The organism is Pseudomonas sp. zjy_15, from assembly GCF_043101865.1.
Classification (GTDB): domain Bacteria; phylum Pseudomonadota; class Gammaproteobacteria; order Pseudomonadales; family Pseudomonadaceae; genus Aquipseudomonas; species Aquipseudomonas putida_Y.
The window spans coordinates 1-21,343 of record NZ_JBICII010000015.1 but is presented as its reverse complement, the minus strand read 5'-3'; the positions used below and the strand labels follow the sequence as shown (position 1 = coordinate 21,343).

Here is a 21,343-nt window from a genome sequence, read left to right as displayed (position 1 = left end):
TTACATGTCTCAAGCCATCGTCGTCGCGGCGCTGTACAAGTTCGTCACCCTGGAAGACTACGTCGAGCTGCGCGAGCCGCTGCTCAAGACCATGCTCGACAACAACATCAAAGGCACCCTGCTGCTGGCCCAGGAGGGCATCAACGGTACCGTTTCGGGCACCCGGGAAGGCATTGATGGCCTGCTGGCCTGGTTGCGCGATGACCCACGTCTGGTCGATATCGACCATAAAGAGTCGTACTGCGACGAACAGCCGTTCTACCGCACCAAGGTCAAACTCAAGAAAGAGATCGTCACCCTCGGCGTGCCGGGCGTAGACCCCAACCAGGCCGTTGGCACCTATGTCGAGCCCAAGGACTGGAACGCCCTGATCAGCGACCCGGAAGTGCTGCTGATCGACACCCGCAACGACTACGAAGTGGCCATCGGCACATTCAAGGGCGCCATCGACCCGAAGACCGAAACCTTCCGAGAGTTCCCGGAGTACATCAAGGCCAATTTCGACCCGAGCAAGCACAAGAAGGTCGCCATGTTCTGCACCGGCGGCATCCGTTGCGAAAAGGCCTCCAGCTACATGCTCGGTGAAGGCTTCGAGTCGGTCTATCATCTTAAGGGCGGCATCCTGAAATACTTCGAGGAAGTGCCTCAGGAAGAAAGCCTGTGGGACGGCGACTGCTTCGTCTTCGACAACCGGGTCACGGTGCGCCATGACCTGAGCGAAGGCGAGTACGACCAGTGCCACGCCTGCCGCCACCCGATCAATGCAGAGGAGCGCGCGTCCGAGCACTATTCGCCAGGTGTCAGCTGCCCGCATTGCTGGGACAGCCTGAGCGAGAAGACCCGGCGCAGCGCCATCGACCGGCAGAAGCAGATAGAGCTGGCCAAGGCCCGCAACCTGCCGCACCCGATCGGTTACAACTACAAAGCCGAGGCTTGAAGCATGTCTGCACGCCTGATCTATGTGATGGACCCGATGTGCTCCTGGTGCTGGGGTTTTGCGCCAGTGGCCGCGGCCCTGATCGCCCTGGCGCGTGAGGCAGGCGTGCCCACCCACTTGGTACCGGGCGGGCTGCGCACTGGCGGCAGCGCCCTGGACAGCTCCACTCGCAAGTACATCCTGGAACACTGGCAGGCAGTGGCTGATGCGACCGGCCAGCCGTTCCGCTTCGAGGGGGCCATGCCTGACGGCTTCGTCTACGACACCGAGCCGGCCTGCCGCGCCCTGGTCACGGCCCGCGAGCTGGATGCCGAGCGCGTCTGGCTGCTGCTGGCGTCGATCCAGCGTTCGTTCTACGAGCAGGGCGTCGATGTGACCACCGCGCCGCAGCTGGTCGAGCTAGCCTCGCAGTGTGGCTTCGACCGTGCCGTGTTCGCCGAAACCTTCGCCCGTGCCGATACCCGCGCCGCCACCGCAGCCGACTTCGCCTGGGCCCAGGACCTGGGTATTGCCGGGTTCCCGACCCTGCTGGCCGAGCGCAATGGCCAACTGGCCTTGCTGACCAACGGCTATCAGCCGCTGGAGCGCCTGCAACCCTTGCTCGGCCGCTGGCTGCAGCAGGCCGCCTGTGCTTGATGTGCCTGGGTCACCCGACCCGGTACCGGGCAAGCCATACACTGCGGGCGATCGACTGAGCTGGGCGGAAATCCGCCGCCTGGCCCTGCATCACAAGAAAAACCTCTGGTCCGCGAACCTCATTGCGTTACTGGCGGCGTGTTGCAGTGTGCCCATTCCGCTGCTGCTGCCGCTGCTGGTGGACGAAGTGCTGCTCGGCCACGGCGATGCCGCGCTGAATTGGATGAACCACCTGCTGCCGTCCGGCTGGCAGGTGGCGGCCGGCTACATCGGCCTGATGCTGGCGCTCACCCTGTGCCTGCGCCTGGCTGCGCTGGCGTTCAACGTGATCCAGTCCAAGCTGTTCGCCGGTCTGGCCAAGGATATTGTCTACCGCCTGCGCATCCGCCTGATCGAGCGACTCAAGCGTATTTCGCTGAAGGAATACGAAAGCCTGGGCAGCGGTACGGTGACCACCCACCTGGTCACCGACCTGGACACCCTGGACAAGTTCGTTGGCGAAACCCTAAGCCGCTTCCTGGTGGCCATGCTGACCTTGACCGGCACCGCGGCCATCCTGATCTGGATGCACTGGCAGCTGGCCTTGCTGATCTTGCTGTTCAACCCGCTGGTGATCTACTTCACCGTGCAGTTGGGCAAGCGCGTCAAACACCTGAAAAAGCTCGAAAACGACAGCACCGCGCGCTTTACCCAGGCGCTGGCGGAAACCCTAGATGCCATCCAGGAAATCCGCGCCGGCAACCGCCAGGGCTACTTCCTTGGCCGCCTGGGCCTGCGTGCCCGCGAAGTGCGCGATTACGCCGTGGACTCGCAATGGAAAAGCGATGCCAGTGGCCGTGCCAGCGGCCTGCTGTTCCAGTTCGGCATCGACATCTTCCGCGCGGCGGCCATGCTGACCGTGCTGTTTTCCGACCTGTCGATCGGCCAGATGCTGGCGGTGTTCAGCTACCTGTGGTTCATGATCGGTCCGGTGGAGCAACTGCTTAATCTGCAATATGCGTACTACGCCGCAGGCGGTGCGCTGAGCCGCCTCAACGAGCTGCTGGCGCGTGCCGACGAGCCGCAATACCCAGCCGCCAGCGACCCGTTCGCCGGGCGCGAAACGGTGGGCATTGAAGTGCGCGACCTGCGCTTTGCCTATGCCGACGAGCCGGTACTCGAGCACCTCGACCTGTCCATCGCTGCGGGTGAGAAGGTGGCGATTGTCGGTGCCAGCGGCGGCGGCAAGAGCACGTTGGTGCAGCTATTGCTGGGCCTTTATAGCGCCCAGGCCGGGACCATCCGCTTTGGCGGGGCCAGCCTGCAGGAAATCGGCCTGGAAACCCTGCGCGAGAACGTCGCGGTGGTGTTGCAGCACCCGTCGCTGTTCAACGACAGCGTGCGTGCCAACCTGACCATGGGCCGTGACTGCAGCGATGATGCGTGCTGGCAGGCGCTGCGCATCGCCCAGCTGGATGCCACCATCGCCGCCTTGCCGCAGGGCCTGGACAGTGTGGTGGGGCGTTCAGGTGTGCGCTTGTCCGGTGGCCAGCGCCAGCGCCTGGCCATTGCCCGCATGGTGCTGGCTGAGCCCAAGGTGGTGATCCTCGACGAGGCCACCTCAGCCCTGGATGCTGCAACCGAGTACAACCTGCATCAGGCCTTGGCGCGCTTTCTCAGCGGCCGCACCACGCTGATCATCGCCCACCGGTTGTCAGCGGTGAAACAGGCCGACCGAGTGCTGGTGTTCGATGGCGGGCACGTGGCCGAAGACGGCGACCATCAGCAACTGATTGCCGAGGGTGGGTTATATGCCAAGCTTTATGGGCACCTGCAGCAGAGCTGATTATCTGGTTGCCTTCACCGTACTTGTGGAAGCAACCGTCTTGCTCAATTTCTAAAAGCTGGTGCGATCCCTGTGGGAGCGGGCTTGCCCGCGAACACGGGCGAAGCCCGTGCCATCCACCGCGGTGTCTTCTTCGCGGGTAAACCCGCTCCTGCAATGGCCAGCGCATACGCTGCATAAATCCCCCCGATTCCTTGTCATAAAAATCCCCTCCACAGCAATGGCAAATGGCCTACGCTGTGCTTGTCTGGGTCGATTTACGCCTTATCTGCTCTGTGACAGGGACTCCATGAAGGGAAATCGCACACTCGAAGCGCCAAAGTTGCTCGGCATCACATGGCCTTTCATCGCCGTAGTGGTCCTTCAGGTGGCGTTGGGCAGCCTCAGCCTTTACACGCTCTCGGCCGTGCGCGCCTATGTCGCGGGCGAAAGCCTGTGGTCCAAGGCGCAGAAAGATGCCATCTACTACCTCAGTCTATACAGCGAGACGCGTGACGACAGCACCTACCAACGTTATCGCCAGGCCATTACCGTGCCTCAGGGTGACCAGCGCCTGCGCGAGGTGCTCGACCTCCCCAACCCTGATCTGGACGCCGCGCGACAGGCGGTACTGCAAGGTGGCAACCACCCTGACGATGTCACGCGTATCATCTGGTTCTATCGCAACTTCCGCCATGTCAGCTATATGCAGACAGCCATCGATTACTGGGACATTGGCGACGACTATCTGGCCAAGCTGGATGTACTGGCCGGTGAAATGCGCCAGCGTTTTGCCAGTGGCCCGGTGGATGCAGACACTGTCAGCGAGTGGAAGGCCCGTATTGTCGCCATCAACGAAGGCGTGACCCCGGCGGCCAAGGCCTTCAGTGATGCCTTGGGCGAGGGCTCGCGCGTCGTGCTGCGGGTGCTGCTGATCACCAACCTGCTGACCGCGATGTTCCTGATTGCGATTGCCTGGGGCCGCTCCAGCAAGCTGTTGGCCCAGCGCCAGGCCTTTGCCAGCGCCCTGCAGCAAGAAAAAGAGCGTGCGCAGATTACCCTGCAGGCCATCGGTGATGCGGTGATCACCACCGATGTCGAGGGCAATATCGGCTATATGAACCCGGCCGCCGAACAATTGACCCACTGGCAATCCGGCCAGGCCCAGGGCCTGCCACTGTCGGCGCTGTTCAGCCTGGTGGATGAACACGCCGAGGATGACGGTCGCAGCCTGGTCGAACAGGTGCTCAGCGGCAGCCTCAAGGGCGGCTCCGAGCATGCCCGGCTGATCCAGCGCCTGGACGGCAGTACCGTGTCGATCAACCTGGTAGGCTCGCCGATTGTCAGTGATGGCCAGGTCAGTGGCATCGTGCTGGTGCTGCACGATATGACCCAGGAACGCCAGTACATCGCCAATCTGTCCTGGCAGGCGACCCACGATGCCCTGACCGGTCTGGCCAACCGCCGCGAGTTCGAATACCGCCTGGAGCAGGTGCTCAACGACCTGGCACGCCAGGCTGGGCGGCATTCGCTGATGTTCCTCGACCTCGACCAGTTCAAGCTAGTCAACGACACCTGTGGCCACGCGGCCGGCGATGAGTTGCTGCGACACATCTGTGCTGTGCTGCAATCCGGCCTGCGTGAGGGCGATACGCTGGCGCGGCTGGGTGGCGATGAATTTGGCGTACTGCTGGAAAACTGCCCGCCCGACCAGGCCGAGCGCATTGCCGAACAACTGCGTCAGCTGGTGCAGAGCCTGCACTTCGTATGGAAAGGGCGGCCGTTCGTGACCACGGTCAGCATTGGCCTGGTGCACATGGCCCAGGCCCCCGGCACCCTGGAGGCCTCGCTGCGCGCCGCCGACATGGCCTGCTACATGGCCAAGGAAAAGGGCCGTAACCGGGTGCAGGTGTACCACGCCGACGACAGCGAACTGTCCATGCGGTTTGGCGAAATGGCCTGGATCCAGCGCTTGCATGTGGCCCTGGAAGAAAACCGCTTTTGCCTCTACGCCCAGGAAATCGCCCCGCTTAAAACCTTCGAGGGCCCGGGCCATATCGAAATTCTGTTGCGCCTGCACGACGAAAGCGGCCGCACCATTCTGCCCAGCAGCTTCATCCCGGCGGCCGAGCGCTACGGCCTGATGACCGCACTGGACCGCTGGGTGGTGCGCAATGTGTTCATGGTCATACGCCAGTGCCTGGAAGAAGGGCGAGAAGGGCCGTTGTCGACCTGTGCGATCAACCTGTCGGGGTCCAGCATTGGCGACGACAAGTTCCTTGAATACCTCCAGCGGTTGTTCGTCGAATACGCCATTCCGCCGCGAATGATCTGTTTCGAAATTACCGAAACCAGCGCCATTGCCAACCTGGGCAGCGCCATTCGCTTCATCAACGAGTTGAAAGGGCTGGGTTGCCGTTTCTCGCTTGATGATTTTTGCGCCGGCATGTCGTCGTTTGCCTATCTCAAGCATTTGCCCGTGGACTACCTGAAGATTGACGGGAGTTTCGTCAAGGACATGCTCGACGACCCGGTCAACCGGGCCATGGTCGAGGTCATCAACCATATCGGCCATGTGATGGGTAAACGCACTATTGCCGAGTTCGTCGAAACACCCTTGATCGAGCAGGCCTTGCAGGAAATAGGCGTGGATTACGCCCAGGGCTACCTGATCGAACGCCCCCAGGTGTTCACCTGTGACAGTCTGCAGCGCCAACGGATCGCCGCCCGGCCTCTGTTGCAGCGAGCACCTGGCACGTTTCGCTAGTTGGAAATCACAAGGATCAAGGAGCTGAAAGTGATTGATGCATTCGTTCGTATCGGGCCTTTGATGGACCCCGCCAGTTACCCTCAATGGGCCCAGCAACTGATTGAAGACTGCCGCGAGAGCAAGCGCCGGGTGGTCGAGCATGAGTTTTATGCGCGTCTACGCGATGGCCAACTGAAGCAATCGACCATCCGCCAGTACCTGATCGGTGGCTGGCCGGTGGTGGAACAGTTTTCGTTGTACATGGCGCATAACCTGACCAAGACCCGCTATGGCCGGCATCAGGGCGAGGACATGGCGCGGCGCTGGCTGATGCGCAACATCCGCGTCGAGCTCAACCATGCCGACTACTGGGTGAACTGGTGCCAGGCGCACGGTGTGCACCTGCACGAGTTGCAGGCGCAAGAAGTGCCGCCCGAGCTGAACGGCCTGAACGACTGGTGCTGGCGGGTGTGTGCCACGGAGAACCTGGCCATTTCCATGGCCGCGACCAACTACGCCATCGAGGGCGCCACTGGTGAATGGTCGGCGGTGGTGTGCTCGACCGACACCTACGCGCAGGGGTTCCCTGAAGAAGGGCGCAAGCGGGCGATGAAGTGGCTGAAGATGCATGCCCAGTATGACGATGCGCACCCGTGGGAGGCGCTGGAAATCATCTGTACCCTGGCCGGTGAGAACCCGACCCTGGGCTTGCGGACCGAGCTGCGCAGGGCGATCTGCAAGAGTTACGACTGCATGTTCCTGTTCCTGGAGCGCTGCATGCAGCTGGAAGGGCGCCAGCAAGGCCGCATGCGGCCGGCGTTGGCTGCGGGCTGATCGCTTTCCTGTACCGGCCTCTTCGCGGGCTTGCCCGCTCCCACAGGATCACCGCAACCCTCAAGGATTGCGCCCTGCCTGTGGGAGCGGGCAAGCCCGCGAAGAGGCCGATGCAGGTTTATTGGGCGTTGAACGCCTGCCCGTTCACCCCTGTGCTGTCCGGCCCCATCAGGTACAGGTACACCGGCATGATTTCTTCGGGCAGCGGGTTGTTCTGCGGGTTCTCGCCGGGGTAGGCCTGGGCCCGCATCGCCGTGCGCGTGGCGCCTGGGTTGATGCTGTTGGAACGTACCGGCGCCACGCCTTCCAGTTCATCGGCCAAGGTCTGCATCAGGCCCTCGGTGGCGAACTTCGACACGCCATAGGCGCCCCAGTAAGCCCGGCCCTTGCGCCCGACGCTGCTGCTGGTGAATACCACCGATGCGTCTTCCGACAGCTTCAGCAGCGGCAGCAGGGTGCTGGTGAGCATGAAGGTGGCATTGACGTTGATGTGCATCACGCGCATGAAGTTGTCGCCTGACAGCTGTTCCAGCGGCGTGCGCGGACCGATGATCGACGCGTTGTTGAGCAGGCCGTCAAGACGGCCGAACTGGCCTTCGATCATCGCCGCCAGCTCGTCATACTGGTGTGGCAGGGCGGTTTCCAGGTTGAACGGGATGACCACCGGCTGCGGATGACCGGCAGCTTCGATCTGGTCGTAGACCTCGTTCAGGTTGGCCTCGGTCTTGCCCAGCAGCAGCACGGTGGCACCTAGTGCGGCATAGGCCTTGGCAGCCGCGGCACCAATGCCACGGCCGGCACCGGTAACCAGGATGACCCGGCCTTGCAGCAGGTCGGGGCGGGCGGTGTAGTCGAACATGGTTCTGTCCTTCGAGTTCGTGTGGGCGGCCTGGGGCTATCGTAGGAGCGGGTTTACCCGCGAATGCGTCCGATCAGGCGCCAGTGTTGTCTGGGCTGGCGCATTCGCGGGTGAACCCGCTCCTACAAAGAGGCGGTGCCCGGTCATCGGTCTGGGTTCAGCAGCCGCACAGCGCGCTGTCGATCACTTTGCGCAGTTCCAGCGGGTGGTCCACCACCACGTCGGCACCCCAGTTGTTGGGGTTGTCCTCTGGATGAATATAGCCGTAGCGCACCGCCGCCGTGCGGGTGCCGGCGTCGCGGCCAGACTCGATGTCGCGCAGGTCGTCGCCGACGAACAGTACACTGGCCGGGTCCAGGTTCAGCGTCTTGCAGGCCAGGATCACTGGCTCGGGGTCGGGTTTGCTGTTTTTCACATGGTCCGGGCAGATCAACAGCGCCGAACGCTCGGCCAGGCCCAGTTGCTGCATGATCGGCTCGGCGAAGCGCACCGGCTTGTTGGTGACTACGCCCCACAGCAGGTTGCCTTTCTCGATGTCGGTCAGCAGCTCGGCCATGCCCTCGAACAGCTTGCTGTGCACCGCGCAGTCGCGCTGGTAACGCTCGAGGAACTCCAGGCGCAGGGCCTCGAAGCCGTCAGCCTCCGGGTCCATGGCGAACGCAGTGGCAACCATCGCGCGGGCGCCACCCGAGATCACGCCACGGATCAGGTTGTCGTCAACGGCCGGCAGCCTGCGTTCGGCGAGCATGGCCTGGCAAATGGAGATGAAGTCCGGCGCCGTGTCCAGCAAGGTGCCGTCCATGTCGAAGAGTACTGCTCGCAAACGCATGCTTATTCCTCGCGCAGGGTCTGGATCATGTAGTTGACGTCGACGTCGCTGTTGAGCTTGTAGTGCTTGGTCAGCGGGTTGTAGGTGAGGCCGATGATGTCCTTCACCTGCAGGCCGGCATCGCGGCTCCAGGCGCCCAGCTCGGACGGGCGGATGAACTTCTTGAAGTCATGGGTGCCGCGCGGCAGCATCTTCAGGATGTACTCGGCGCCGACGATGGCCAGCAGGTAGGCCTTGGGGTTGCGGTTGATGGTGGAGAAGAACACCTGGCCACCAGGCTTGACCATGCGGTAACAGGCGCGAATCACCGAAGACGGGTCGGGCACGTGCTCGAGCATTTCCAGGCAGGTGACCACGTCGAACTGTTCAGGCATTTCCTCGGCCAGGGCTTCGGCGGTGATCTGCCGGTATTCGACCTGCACGCCCGACTCCAGCTGGTGCAGCTGGGCCACTGCCAGCGGTGCTTCACCCATGTCGATACCGGTGACCGTGGCACCGCGCAGGGCCATGGCTTCGCTGAGGATGCCGCCACCGCAACCCACGTCCAGCACTCTCTTGCCGGCCAGGCTGGCGCGCTCGTCGATCCAGTTGACGCGCAGCGGGTTGATTTCGTGCAGCGGCTTGAACTCGCTTTCGCGGTCCCACCAGCGGTGGGCCAGCGCTTCGAACTTGGCGATTTCGGCGCGGTCGACGTTGCTCATTGAACAGTCCTCTGAAACTTCGCAAAATTGCGTCGGAGTATACCCGAGCGCTCGGCCCCGAGGGTCGCTATAATCGCCGGCTTTTGATATCCGAATGACGGGGAGAGGCAATGCGCGAGCGACTTTTGGCGGCGGAGAAGGTGACCGCGATCCGCTGGCAGGGCGGCGCCTTGCACCTGCTCGACCAGCGCCTGCTGCCGTCGGAGGAGCGTTGGCTGGCCTGCGACAATGTTGCGCAGGTGGCCGCAGCCATCCGCGACATGGCGGTGCGTGGCGCCTCGGCAATCGGTATTGCCGCAGCTTACGGCCTGGTACTGGCCCTTGAAGAGCGGCTGGCCGAAGGCGGCGATTGGGAAATGGACCTGGAAGACGACTTTCTCACCCTTGCCGAAGCGCGTCCTACCGCCGCCAACTTGTTCTGGGCGCTGAACCGCATGCGCGAGCGCCTGCAGCGCCTGCGGCCGGAAGAAGACGCTCTGGCAGCGCTGGAGGCTGAAGCGGCGGCCATTCACGAGAGCGACCGTGAGGCCAACCTGACCATGGCCCAGCAAGGTATCGAGCTGATCCGACGCCATCAGGGCAATGCCCAGGCCCTGCTCACCTTCGGCAATGCCGGCGCCCTTGCCACTGGCGGCTTTGGCACCGCGCTGGGGGTGATCCGTGCCGGCTACCTGGAAGGCATGGTCGAGCGGGTTTATGCCGGTGAAACTCGCCCTTGGCTGCAGGGCTCCCGTCTGACCGGCTGGGAACTGGCCAACGAGGGCATCCCGGTGACCCTTTGTGCCGACTCTGCGCTGGCCCACCTCATGAAGACCAAAGGCATCACCTGGGTGGTGGTGGGGGCGGACTGCATCGCTGCCAATGGCGACATGGCCGGCAAGATCGGCACCTATCAGCTGGCCGTCAGTGCCATGCACCATGGCGTGCGCTTCATGGTGGTGGCGCCGAGCACCAGCATCGACCTGAACCTGGCCGCGGGCGAGGATATCCCGCTGGAGGAGCGTGACGCCGACGAGTGGCTGGACTTCGGCGGTACCCGGGTGTCGCCGGGTGTCGAGGTATTCAACCCGGTGTTCGATGTGACCCCGGCCGACCTGATTGACGTTATCGTGACCGAACGGGGTGTTGTCGAGCGCCCGGATACCGCCAAACTGGCCCAGTTGATTTGCCGCAAGCGCCTGCACTGATTTTGTATTGCCTCACCGGCCTTTTCGCGGGCTTGCCTGCTCCCGCAGGGATATCGCATGGCCTTAGGGCTGTGGTGAACCTGTGGGAGCGGGCGAGCCCGCGAAGAGGCCGGTGCAGGCAATACAAAAACCAGGTTTCAAACGCGGCTGAGACCAACTGCCACCTCTCCCCACCGCCCCCGCGTTTGTGATAACATCCGGCAGTTTCCAAGACCGCCCATCACGGCGGCCTTCATTGCGCAGATCCATGGCACAACTCATTGATTTGTCGTAAGTCGTCGCACCCTTATGCGCTGCGGCGGCGAGCTTCGTTCGGCCCTTGATGGAGCTGCGAAGTTTCACCAGAAAAAGGAATCAGGCTTCTCATGGGCGAACTGGCCAAAGAAATCCTCCCGGTCAATATCGAAGACGAACTGAGACAGTCTTACCTCGACTACGCGATGAGCGTGATTGTCGGGCGAGCGCTGCCCGATGCGCGTGACGGCTTGAAGCCCGTGCATCGCCGCGTTCTCTATGCGATGAGCGAACTGGGCAACGACTGGAACAAACCGTACAAGAAATCCGCCCGTGTGGTCGGTGACGTGATCGGTAAGTACCACCCGCACGGCGACACTGCGGTCTACGACACCATCGTGCGTATGGCCCAGCCGTTCTCGTTGCGCTACCTGCTGGTCGACGGCCAGGGCAACTTCGGTTCGGTGGACGGCGACAACGCTGCAGCCATGCGATACACCGAAGTGCGCATGACCAAACTGGCCCACGAGCTGCTGGCCGACCTGCACAAGGAAACCGTCGATTGGGTGCCCAACTACGACGGCACCGAGCAGATCCCGGCGGTCATGCCGACGCGTATTCCCAACCTGCTGGTCAACGGTTCCAGCGGTATCGCCGTGGGCATGGCGACCAATATTCCGCCGCATAACCTCGGCGAGGTCATCGATGGCTGCCTGGCGCTCATCGACAACCCGGAAGTCACCATCGATGAGCTGATGCAGCACATCCCTGGCCCGGACTTCCCGACTGCCGGCATCATCAACGGTCGCCAGGGCATCATCGAGGCCTATCGCACCGGCCGTGGCCGTATCTACATGCGCGCCCGCTCCGAGATCGAAGACATCGACAAGGTTGGCGGCCGCCAGCAGATCGTGATCACCGAGCTGCCGTACCAGCTGAACAAGGCGCGCCTGATCGAAAAGATCGCCGAGCTGGTCAAAGAGAAGAAGATCGAAGGCATCACCGAGCTGCGCGACGAGTCCGACAAGGACGGCATGCGCATCGTCATCGAGCTGCGTCGCGGCGAGGTGCCGGAGGTGGTGCTGAACAACCTCTACCAGCAAACCCAGCTGCAGAGCGTGTTCGGCATCAACGTGGTGGCCCTGGTCGACGGCCGTCCGCGGCTGCTGAACCTCAAGGACCTGCTCGAAGCGTTCGTGCGTCACCGCCGTGAAGTGGTGACTCGCCGTACGGTATTCGAGCTGCGCAAGGCCCGTGAACGTGGCCATATCCTTGAAGGCCAGGCGGTCGCGCTGTCCAACATCGACCCGGTCATTGCCCTGATCAAGGCTTCGCCGACGCCGTCCGAAGCCAAGGAAGCCCTGGTTTCCACGCCGTGGGAATCCAGTGCCGTGCAGGTCATGGTCGAGCGCGCCGGCGCCGATTCCTGCCGCCCTGAGGACCTGCCGGAGCAGTACGGCCTGCATGACGGCAAGTACTTCCTGTCGCCGGAACAGGCCCAGGCCATTCTCGACCTGCGCCTGCACCGCCTGACCGGCCTGGAGCACGAGAAGCTGCTGGCCGAGTACCAGGAAATCCTCGAGCAGATCGGCGAGCTGATCCGCATCCTCAGCAGCGCCGAGCGCCTGATGGAAGTGATTCGCGAGGAGCTGGAGGCCATCCGTGCCGAGTACGGCGATGCCCGTCGCACCGAAATCCTCAATGCCAGCCACGACCTCAACTACGGCGACATGATCCCGGAAGAAGAGCGCGTGGTCACCATCTCCCATGGTGGTTATGCCAAGACCCAGCCATTGTCCGCCTACCAGGCCCAGCGCCGCGGTGGCAAAGGCAAGTCGGCGACCGGCGTGAAGGACGAGGACTACATCGAGCACCTGCTGGTCGCCAACAGCCACGCCACCCTGTTGCTGTTCTCCAGCAAGGGCAAGGTGTACTGGAAGAAGACCTACGAAATCCCCGAAGCGTCCCGCGCTGCCCGTGGTCGCCCGCTGGTCAACCTGCTGCCGCTGGAGGAGGGTGAGCGCATCACCGCCATGCTGCAGATCGACCTCGAAGCGCTGCAGCAGAACGCCGACCTCGACGAAGAACTGGAAGAAGCTGATGACACCGTGCTCGAGGGTGAGCTGGTAGAGGCCGAGGAAGTCGACGAAGAAGACGGTGACACCCCGGAGTGGGTTGCAGAGCCGACCGGCGCGTACATCTTCATGGCGACCGCTTCCGGTACCGTCAAGAAGACCCCGCTGGTGCAGTTCGCCCGTCCGCGCTCCAACGGCCTGATCGCCCTGAAGCTGAAAGAAGGCGACACCCTGATTGCCGCGGCCATCACCGATGGTGCCAAGGAAGTCATGATGTTCTCCGACGCTGGCAAGGTCATCCGCTTTGCCGAGAGCGTCGTGCGTGAAATGGGTCGCAACGCCCGTGGTGTACGCGGCATGAAGCTGGGCAAAGGTCAGCAGATCATTTCGATGCTGATCCCGGAGTCCGGCTCGCAGATCCTCACCGCCTCCGAGCGTGGCTTTGGCAAGCGCACCCCGCTGTCCAAGTTCCCACGTCGCGGCCGCGGTGGCCAGGGTGTGATCGCCATGGGTACCAAGGGGCGCAACGGCTTGCTGATCGGTGCTATCCAGGTGCAGGAAGGCGAGGAGATCATGCTGATTTCCGACCAGGGCACGCTGGTTCGCACCCGGGTTGGCGAGGTATCCAGCCTGGGCCGCAACACCCAGGGGGTTACGTTGATCAAGCTGGCGGCCGATGAGACGCTGGTGGGCCTGGAGCGTATCCAGGAGCCGTCCGAGGACGAACTCGATGAGGTGATCGAGACGGACGAGGAGGGTGTCGAGGCTGTAGCGCCAGACAATGAAAATGAAGAAGCAGCGGGTACTGAAGAGGCCCCGCAAGAGTAAGCAAGCGTGAAACCCGAACGGGGCGACCAAGGTCGCCCCGTTTGACTGATAACAGCTGGCAAAGCCCGACCTTGTGGGAGCGGGCATGCCCGCGAAGCAGACACTGCGGTAGATGGCACCGGCTTTGCCGGTGTTCGCGGGCTCGCCCGCTCCCACAGGGTCGCTGCTAACCCATGTGATAGTTTTTGTTCTATTTGGCAGAGCGAGAGTGGATGTGAGCAAACGAGCCTTTAACTTCTGCGCAGGCCCTGCCGCGCTTCCTGACGCTGTCCTGCAGCGCGCACAGGCCGAGATGCTGGACTGGCGTGGTAAGGGCTTGTCGGTGATGGAAATGAGCCATCGCAGCGACGATTACGTGGCCATCGCCGAAAAGGCCGAGCAGGACCTGCGTGACCTGCTGTCCGTCCCCTCCAACTACAAGGTGCTGTTCCTGCAAGGGGGCGCCAGCCAGCAGTTTGCTGAAATCCCGCTGAACCTGCTGCCGGAAAACGGCACTGCCGACTACATCGAAACCGGCATCTGGTCGAAGAAGGCCATCGAGGAAGCGCGCCGTTTCGGCAACGTCAACGTCGCCGCCACTGCCAAGCCTTACGACTACCTGGCCATCCCAGGCCAGAACGAGTGGAACCTGACCGAAAACGCTGCCTACGTGCACTATGCGTCCAACGAGACCATCGGTGGCCTGCAGTTTGACTGGGTGCCGCAGACCGGTGACGTGCCGTTGGTGGTCGATATGTCGTCCGACATCCTCTCGCGCCCGATCGATGTGTCGCAGTACGGCCTGATCTACGCCGGCGCGCAGAAGAATATCGGCCCAAGCGGCCTGGTGGTGGTGATCGTGCGCGAAGACCTGTTGGGCCATGCCCGCAGCAGTTGCCCGACCATGCTCGATTACAAGGTTTCGGCTGACAACGGGTCGATGTACAACACCCCGGCCACCTACTCCTGGTACCTCTCGGGCCTGGTCTTCGAGTGGCTGAAGGAGCAGGGCGGCGTTGATGCCATGGAGCAGCGCAACCGTGCCAAGAAAGACCGCCTTTACGGCTTCATCGACCGCAGCGAGTTCTATACCAACCCGATCAGCGTCAACGCCCGTTCGTGGATGAACGTGCCGTTCCGCCTGGCTGACGAGCGCCTGGACAAGGCCTTCCTCGCTGGCGCCGACGCGCGTGGCCTGCTCAACCTCAAGGGCCACCGTTCGGTTGGCGGCATGCGTGCCTCCATCTACAACGCCCTGGGCCTGGAAGCGGTAGAAGCGCTGGTAGGCTACATGGCTGAATTCGAGAAGGAGCATGGCTGATATGTCCGAACAGGAGCTCAAGGCGCTGCGCGTGCGCATCGACAGCCTCGACGAGAAAATCCTCGAGCTGATCAGCGACCGCGCCCGCTGCGCCGAAGAAGTAGCCCGGGTCAAGACTGCCTCGCTCAAGGAAGGCGAGAAGCCGGTGTTCTACCGTCCCGAGCGTGAAGCTGCGGTGCTCAAGCGCGTGATGGAGCGCAACAAGGGGCCGCTGGGCAACGAAGAGATGGCGCGGCTGTTCCGCGAAATCATGTCGTCGTGCCTGGCCCTGGAAGAACCGCTGAAAATCGCCTACCTCGGCCCAGAAGGCACCTTCACCCAGGCGGCGGCCATGAAGCACTTCGGTCACGCGGTGATCAGTCGCCCGATGGCGGCCATCGACGAAGTGTTCCGTGAGGTGGCGGCCGGTGCCGTCAACTTCGGTGTGGTGCCGGTGGAAAACTCCACTGAAGGTGCGGTCAGCCACACCCTGGACAGCTTCCTCGAGCATGACATGGTGATTTGCGGTGAGGTCGAGCTGCGTATTCACCACCACCTGCTGGTGGGCGAGAACACCAAGACCGACAGCATCACCCGCATCTACTCCCACGCCCAGTCGCTGGCCCAGTGCCGCAAGTGGCTGGACGCGCACTATCCGAACGTGGAGCGCGTAGCCGTATCGAGCAATGCCGAAGCGGCCAAGCGGGTCAAGGGCGAGTGGAATTCGGCGGCGATCGCCGGTGACATGGCGGCCAACCTGTACGGCCTGACCCGTCTGGCCGAGAAGATCGAAGATCGCCCGGACAACTCCACGCGCTTCCTGATGATCGGCAACCAGGAAGTACCGCCGACCGGCGACGACAAGACCTCGATCATCGTTTCGATGAGCAACAAGCCAGGTGCCTTGCATGAGTTGCTGGTGCCGTTCTATCAGAACGGCATCGACCTGACCCGTATCGAGACCCGCCCGTCGCGCAGCGGCAAGTGGACCTACGTGTTCTTCATCGACTTCGTCGGCCACCACCGCGACCCGCTGATCAAGGCGGTGCTCGAGCAGATCAGCCAGGAGGCTGTGGCGCTGAAGGTGCTGGGCTCTTATCCGAAGGCGGTGCTTTGATTCAGGGGCCTTGGGGCTGCCTTGCAGCCCTTCGCGGGCATGCCCGCTCCCACAGTGAGCATGTGATGCCGATCTCTGCGGGAGCGGCCGAGCCCGCGAAGGGCCGCGCCGCGGCCCCAATGGCCCTCACAGGCTACCTAGATTTCTGAACAGGGTTCGCACCAGTGGTAAATGCAGCAAAAACCAAACCCGCGCCCATCATCGACCGCCTGGTCGTGGTCGGCCTGGGCCTGATCGGCGGCTCGTTCGCCAAGGGCCTGCGTGAAAGCGGCCTGTGCCGCGAAGTGGTCGGTGTCGACCTGGATGCCCTCTCGCGCAAGCAGGCTGTGGCCTTGGGGGTGGTCGACCGCTGCGAAGAAGATCTCGCCGCCGCTTGTGTGGGCGCCGATGTCATCCAGCTGGCCGTACCGATCCTGGCCATGGAAAAAGTCCTGGCGCGCCTGGCCCTGCTAGACCTGGGTGATGCGATCATCACCGACGTTGGCAGCGCCAAGGGCAACGTCGTGCGTGAGGCGCGTGCCGTCTTCGGTGCACGCCTGCCGCGCTTCGTCCCGGGCCACCCCATCGCCGGGTCCGAGCAGAGCGGGGTAGAGGCGTCCAATGCCACCTTGTTCCGCCGGCACAAGGTCATCCTCACGCCGCTGGCCGAAACCGACCCCGCCGCGCTGGCCATGGTTGACCGCCTGTGGCGTGCGCTGGATGCCGATGTGGAGCACATGTCGGTCGAGCGCCATGACGAAGTACTGGCCGCCACCAGCCATCTGCCACACCTGCTGGCCTTTGGCCTGGTCGACTCGCTGGCCAAACGCAATGAAAACCTCGAGATCTTCCGGTACGCTGCGGGTGGATTCCGCGATTTCACAAGAATCGCCGGCAGCGACCCGACCATGTGGCATGACATCTTCCTCGCCAACCGCGACGCTGTCCTGCGCACACTTGATACATATCGCAGCGATCTCGACGCCTTGCGCGACGCGATCGCTGAAGGGGATGGGCACCAGCTGCTGGGTGTATTCACCCGCGCACGGGCTGCCCGCGAGCATTTCAGTAAAATCCTGGCCCGCCGGGCCTATGTGGACGCTATGAACGCCAACGATCTGATTTTCCAGGCCCAACCGGGTGGCCGCCTGAACGGGCGGATCCGTGTACCGGGCGACAAGTCGATTTCCCATCGCTCGATCATGCTCGGCTCGCTGGCCGAAGGTACTACCGAGGTCGAAGGCTTCCTCGAAGGCGAAGACGCGCTGGCGACCCTGCAGGCATTCCGTGATATGGGTGTGGTCATCGAAGGCCCCAACCACGGTCGTGTGACCATTCACGGCGTGGGGCTGCATGGCCTCAAGCCGCCACCAGGGCCGCTGTACGTGGGTAACTCCGGTACCTCGATGCGCCTGCTGTCGGGCCTGTTGGCCGGTCAGTCGTTCGATGTGACCATGACCGGCGACGCCTCGCTGTCCAAGCGCCCGATGAACCGTGTGGCCAACCCGCTGCGCGAAATGGGTGCTGTGGTCGAGACCGGACCGGACGGCCGCCCGCCGCTGACCATCCGTGGTGGCCACAAGCTCAAAGGGCTGACCTACACGCTGCCGATGGCTAGCGCCCAGGTCAAATCCTGCCTGCTGCTGGCCGGCCTGTACGCCGAAGGCAAGACCACTGTCACCGAGCCTGCGCCTACCCGTGACCACACCGAGCGGATGCTGCGCGGTTTTGGCTACTCGGTCGACAGCAATGGTCCGGTGGCCTCGCTGCAGTCCGGTGGCAAGCTGACCGCTACCCGGATCGAAGTGCCGGCTGACATTTCCTCGGCAGCGTTCTTCCTGGTGGCAGCCTCTATCGCTGAAGGCTCCGAGCTGGTGCTGGAGCATGTCGGCATCAACCCGACCCGTACCGGCGTGATCGACATCCTGCGCCTGATGGGCGGCGACATCACCCTGGAAAACCAGCGTGAGGTGGGCGGCGAGCCTGTGGCCGACCTGCGTGTGCGCGGTGCCAAGCTGAAGGGTATCGACATTCCTGAAGCATTGGTGCCGCTGGCCATCGACGAATTCCCGGTATTGTTCGTGGCGGCTGCCTGCGCTGAAGGGCGTACCGTGCTGCGTGGCGCCGAAGAGCTGCGGGTCAAGGAGTCCGACCGCATCCAGGTGATGGCCGATGGCCTGATCACCTTGGGCATCAAGTGCGAGCCGACCCCGGACGGCATCATCATCGACGGCGGCCAGTTGGGCGGCGGCGAAGTGCATGGGCATGGTGATCACCGCATCGCCATGGCCTTCAGTGTGGCCTCGCTGCGCGCCAGTGCACCGATTCGCATTCACGACTGCGCCAACGTCGCCACCTCGTTCCCCAACTTCCTGGCGCTGTGTGCCGAAGTGGGTATTCGCGTGGCAGAAGAGGGCAAGTCGTGAATTCGCTGGCACCGGTTATTACCATCGACGGGCCAAGCGGCTCGGGCAAGGGCACTGTCGCCGGGCTGATGGCCCGCGAGCTGGGCTGGAAGCTGCTGGACTCCGGCGCGCTGTATCGCTTGCTGGCATTCAATGCGAGCAACCACGGCGTCGACCTGACCAACGAAGAGCTGCTGACCAAGCTTGCCGCTCATCTGGATGTGCAGTTCATCGCTGCCGAGCCCGGTAAGCTGCAGCAGATCATCCTTGAGGGTGAGGACGTCAGCAACGTCATCCGTACCGAAACCGTCGGTGCCGGTGCATCGATGGTGGCGTCGCTGCCGGCGGTGCGTGATGCGCTGCTGGTGCGTCAGCGTGAGTTCCGCGAAGTGCCGGGGCTGATTGCTGACGGGCGCGACATGGGTACCGTGGTGTTCCCGGACGCGCCATTGAAGGTCTTCCTCACCGCCAGCGCGGAGGAGCGCGCACGTCGCCGCTACCTGCAGTTGAAGGGCAAGGGTGAAGATGTTAGTCTGTCGAGTCTGCTGGATGAGATTCGTGCACGTGATGAACGTGACACCCAACGTGCAGTGGCCCCGCTGAAACCAGCGGCCGATGCCATTCAGTTGGACTCTACCGAGTTGTCCATCGAGCAGGTGTTGCAACGTATCAGAAGCGAGATCGCCCAGCGCGACCTTATCTGATAGCCAGGAAAGCAGGCAGGGGCACCAGTCAACGTCCTGCCGGCTTTCCTTTACTTAAAACGAACCCACATTGTCTGGAATGTGGTTATGGGCGTTTGTTTCGCCCGAATCTACAGGAATTAAAATGAGCGAAAGCTTTGCAGAACTCTTTGAAGAAAGCCTGAAAACCCTCAATCTTCAGCCGGGTGCGATCATCACCGGTATCGTTGTCGACATCGACGGCGACTGGGTTACCGTACACGCTGGCCTGAAGTCCGAGGGCGTCATCCCGCTCGAGCAGTTCTACAACGAAGCTGGCGAGCTGACCATCAAGGTCGGTGACGAAGTTCACGTTGCGCTGGACGCGGTCGAAGACGGCTTTGGCGAAACCAAACTGTCCCGTGAAAAAGCCAAGCGCGCCGAGTGCTGGATTGTTCTGGAAGCAGCTTTCGCCGCCGAAGAAGTGGTCAAGGGCGTTATCAACGGTAAGGTTAAGGGCGGCTTCACTGTCGACGTTAACGGCATCCGTGCGTTCCTGCCGGGCTCCCTGGTTGATGTCCGCCCAGTGCGCGACACCACCCACCTGGAAGGCAAAGAGCTGGAATTCAAGGTCATCAAGCTGGACCAGAAGCGCAACAACGTTGTCGTTTCCCGTCGCAGCGTGCTGGAAGCCGAGAACAGCGCCGAGCGCGAAGCCCTGCTGGAAACCCTGCAGGAAGGCCAGCAAGTCAAAGGTATCGTCAAGAACCTCACCGACTACGGCGCATTCGTGGACCTGGGCGGTATCGACGGCCTGCTGCACATCACCGACATGGCCTGGAAGCGCATCAAGCACCCATCGGAAATCGTTAACGTTGGCGACGAAGTCGACGTACGCGTTCTGAAGTTCGACCGTGAGCGCAACCGCGTTTCGCTGGGTCTGAAGCAGATGGGCGAAGATCCGTGGGTAGCTATCACTGCCCGTTACCCAGAAGGTACTCGCGTACAGGCTCGCGTTACCAACCTGACCGACTACGGCTGCTTCGCTGAGCTGGAAGAAGGCGTTGAAGGTCTGGTACACGTTTCCGAAATGGACTGGACCAACAAGAACATCCACCCGTCGAAAGTCGTTCAGGTTGGCGACGAAGTGGAAGTCATGGTTCTGGACATCGACGAAGAGCGTCGTCGTATCTCCCTGGGCATCAAGCAGTGCAAGTCCAACCCATGGGAAGACTTCTCCGGCCAGTTCAACAAGGGTGACAAGATCACCGGTACCATCAAGTCGATCACCGACTTCGGTATCTTCATTGGCCTGGACGGCGGCATCGACGGCCTGGTTCACCTGTCCGACATCTCCTGGAACGAAACCGGCGAAGAAGCCGTACGTCGTTTCAAGAAGGGCGACGAGCTGGAAACCGTCATCCTGTCGGTCGACCCAGAGCGCGAGCGCATCTCCCTGGGCATCAAGCAGCTGGAAGACGATCCGTTCTCCAACTTCGTTGCTGTCAATGACAAGGGCGCTATCGTCAAGGGCATCGTGAAAGAAGTTGACGCCAAAGGCGCCATCGTCACCCTGGCCGACGACATCGAAGCCACTCTGAAAGCTTCCGAAATCAGCCGTGACCGCGTTGAAGACGCGCGTAACGTTCTGAAGGAAGGCGAAGAGATCGAAGCCAAGATCATCAGCGTTGACCGCAAGTCCCGCGTTATCAGCCTGTCGATCAAATCGAAAGACGACGCTGAAGAGCGCGAAGCTATCCAGAGCCTGAAAAACGCTCCGGAAGCTGCTGCCGACACCACCATGGCTGCGCTGCTGCGCGAAGCAATGGCCAAGCAGAACTGAGTTCTGTTTGATCGGTAAAAAGGGCGACCCTCGGGTCGCCCTTTTTTTATGCCTGCAATCAAGCGGCGCGGCGGTTATCACCGCTGGACCACGCCAGCTTCAGGCTGGCACAACCCAGTGTACGGTGGATGACACCGGCATCGCCGGTGTTCGCGGGTAAACCCGCGCCTGCGCCGATGGCGCCGGACCACGCTAACTTCAGGCTGACACCCTCCATTGTAGGAGCGGGTTCACCCGCGAATCAGGCGCCACGGTGGATGGCACCGGCATCGCCGGTGTTCGCGGGTAAACCCGCGCCTACGCCGATGGCGCCGGACCACACTAACTTCAGGCTGACACCCCCCCATTGTAGGAGCGGGTTCACCCGCGAATCAGGCGCCACGGT

General features: G+C 62.5%; 15 protein-coding genes. 12 read left to right on the top strand and 3 right to left on the bottom strand.

Annotated features, from left to right (window positions below; genetic code table 11):
- Positions 1-4 precede the first annotated feature (4 nt).
- The 5 genes from ACF8EF_RS01575 to ACF8EF_RS01555 all read left to right on the top strand — a co-directional run bounded on the left by ACF8EF_RS01575 (position 5) and on the right by ACF8EF_RS01555 (position 6,960).
- Positions 5-937: a rhodanese-related sulfurtransferase gene (locus ACF8EF_RS01575; protein ID WP_176685043.1), complete on the top strand. Its 933-nt coding sequence runs from the start codon at positions 5-7 to the stop codon at positions 935-937.
- 3 nt (positions 938-940) lie between these two features.
- Entirely contained in the window at positions 941-1,573 is a 633-nt protein-coding gene (locus tag ACF8EF_RS01570; protein ID WP_176685044.1) for a DsbA family protein, read from the top strand.
- Positions 1,566-3,398 (top strand): ABC transporter ATP-binding protein, encoded by a 1,833-nt coding sequence (locus tag ACF8EF_RS01565; protein ID WP_392462306.1) that lies wholly within the window; start codon positions 1,566-1,568, stop codon positions 3,396-3,398. The genes ACF8EF_RS01570 and ACF8EF_RS01565 overlap by 8 nt, the downstream gene beginning before the upstream one ends.
- A 289-nt stretch (positions 3,399-3,687) precedes the next feature.
- Entirely contained in the window at positions 3,688-6,144 is a 2,457-nt protein-coding gene (locus ACF8EF_RS01560; protein WP_176685046.1) for an EAL domain-containing protein, read from the top strand.
- Between the two features lie 30 nt (positions 6,145-6,174).
- Complete coding sequence (locus ACF8EF_RS01555) at positions 6,175-6,960, top strand: TenA family transcriptional regulator (protein WP_010952802.1); 786 nt, start codon at positions 6,175-6,177, stop codon at positions 6,958-6,960.
- Between the two features lie 118 nt (positions 6,961-7,078).
- Here the strand turns inward: ACF8EF_RS01555 and ACF8EF_RS01550 are convergent, their stop codons facing one another.
- From ACF8EF_RS01550 to ubiG, 3 genes are all read right to left on the bottom strand, one after another.
- Complete coding sequence (locus tag ACF8EF_RS01550; protein ID WP_176685048.1) at positions 7,079-7,819, bottom strand: YciK family oxidoreductase; 741 nt, start codon at positions 7,817-7,819, stop codon at positions 7,079-7,081.
- A gap of 157 nt (positions 7,820-7,976) precedes the next feature.
- Entirely contained in the window at positions 7,977-8,648 is a 672-nt protein-coding gene (mupP, locus tag ACF8EF_RS01545; protein ID WP_392462304.1) for an N-acetylmuramic acid 6-phosphate phosphatase MupP, read from the bottom strand.
- A 2-nt stretch (positions 8,649-8,650) separates the two neighbouring features.
- On the bottom strand, positions 8,651-9,349 hold the full coding sequence (ubiG, locus tag ACF8EF_RS01540) for a bifunctional 2-polyprenyl-6-hydroxyphenol methylase/3-demethylubiquinol 3-O-methyltransferase UbiG (RefSeq protein WP_392462302.1): 699 nt from the start codon (positions 9,347-9,349) through the stop codon (positions 8,651-8,653).
- A 110-nt stretch (positions 9,350-9,459) separates the two neighbouring features.
- On the opposite strand from ubiG, the gene mtnA reads away from it, so the two are divergent.
- The 7 genes from mtnA to rpsA all read left to right on the top strand — a co-directional run bounded on the left by mtnA (position 9,460) and on the right by rpsA (position 20,958).
- Positions 9,460-10,536 carry an S-methyl-5-thioribose-1-phosphate isomerase gene (gene mtnA, locus ACF8EF_RS01535; protein WP_392462300.1) on the top strand — a complete coding sequence of 359 codons (1,077 nt, stop codon included), beginning with the start codon at positions 9,460-9,462 and terminating at the stop codon, positions 10,534-10,536.
- A 365-nt stretch (positions 10,537-10,901) separates the two neighbouring features.
- The gene (gene gyrA, locus ACF8EF_RS01530) at positions 10,902-13,673 is read left to right on the top strand and encodes a DNA gyrase subunit A (protein WP_176685052.1); all 2,772 of its coding nucleotides are present in this window, start codon (positions 10,902-10,904) and stop codon (positions 13,671-13,673) included.
- 214 nt (positions 13,674-13,887) lie between these two features.
- Positions 13,888-14,973, top strand: coding sequence for a 3-phosphoserine/phosphohydroxythreonine transaminase (serC, locus tag ACF8EF_RS01525; RefSeq protein ID WP_101195972.1), 1,086 nt, complete (start codon positions 13,888-13,890; stop codon positions 14,971-14,973).
- Position 14,974: 1 nt separating this feature from the next.
- Positions 14,975-16,069: a prephenate dehydratase gene (gene pheA, locus ACF8EF_RS01520; protein ID WP_003252669.1), complete on the top strand. Its 1,095-nt coding sequence runs from the start codon at positions 14,975-14,977 to the stop codon at positions 16,067-16,069.
- Between the two features lie 197 nt (positions 16,070-16,266).
- Positions 16,267-18,474, top strand: coding sequence for a bifunctional prephenate dehydrogenase/3-phosphoshikimate 1-carboxyvinyltransferase (locus ACF8EF_RS01515; protein ID WP_339535341.1), 2,208 nt, complete (start codon positions 16,267-16,269; stop codon positions 18,472-18,474).
- Positions 18,471-19,157 (top strand): (d)CMP kinase, encoded by a 687-nt coding sequence (gene cmk / locus ACF8EF_RS01510; protein WP_176685055.1) that lies wholly within the window; start codon positions 18,471-18,473, stop codon positions 19,155-19,157. Before ACF8EF_RS01515 ends, cmk begins: the two co-directional genes overlap by 4 nt.
- Before the next feature lie 124 nt (positions 19,158-19,281).
- Positions 19,282-20,958 (top strand): 30S ribosomal protein S1, encoded by a 1,677-nt coding sequence (gene rpsA, locus ACF8EF_RS01505; RefSeq protein ID WP_003252673.1) that lies wholly within the window; start codon positions 19,282-19,284, stop codon positions 20,956-20,958.
- The last annotated feature ends 385 nt before the right edge of the window (positions 20,959-21,343 follow it).

Bases quoted from the DNA above. Each gene is read 5' to 3' on its own strand.
- ACF8EF_RS01575 (WP_176685043.1), top strand. From the start codon at position 5: ATGTCTCAAGCCATCGTCGTCGCGGCGCTGTACAAGTTCGTCACCCTG.
- ACF8EF_RS01570 (WP_176685044.1), top strand. From the start codon at position 941: ATGTCTGCACGCCTGATCTATGTGATGGACCCGATGTGCTCCTGGTGC.
- ACF8EF_RS01560 (WP_176685046.1), top strand. From the start codon at position 3,688: ATGAAGGGAAATCGCACACTCGAAGCGCCAAAGTTGCTCGGCATCACA.
- ACF8EF_RS01550 (WP_176685048.1), bottom strand. From the start codon at position 7,819: ATGTTCGACTACACCGCCCGCCCCGACCTGCTGCAAGGCCGGGTCATC.
- mupP (WP_392462304.1), bottom strand. From the start codon at position 8,648: ATGCGTTTGCGAGCAGTACTCTTCGACATGGACGGCACCTTGCTGGAC.
- ubiG (WP_392462302.1), bottom strand. From the start codon at position 9,349: ATGAGCAACGTCGACCGCGCCGAAATCGCCAAGTTCGAAGCGCTGGCC.
- mtnA (WP_392462300.1), top strand. From the start codon at position 9,460: ATGCGCGAGCGACTTTTGGCGGCGGAGAAGGTGACCGCGATCCGCTGG.
- gyrA (WP_176685052.1), top strand. From the start codon at position 10,902: ATGGGCGAACTGGCCAAAGAAATCCTCCCGGTCAATATCGAAGACGAA.
- pheA (WP_003252669.1), top strand. From the start codon at position 14,975: ATGTCCGAACAGGAGCTCAAGGCGCTGCGCGTGCGCATCGACAGCCTC.
- rpsA (WP_003252673.1), top strand. From the start codon at position 19,282: ATGAGCGAAAGCTTTGCAGAACTCTTTGAAGAAAGCCTGAAAACCCTC.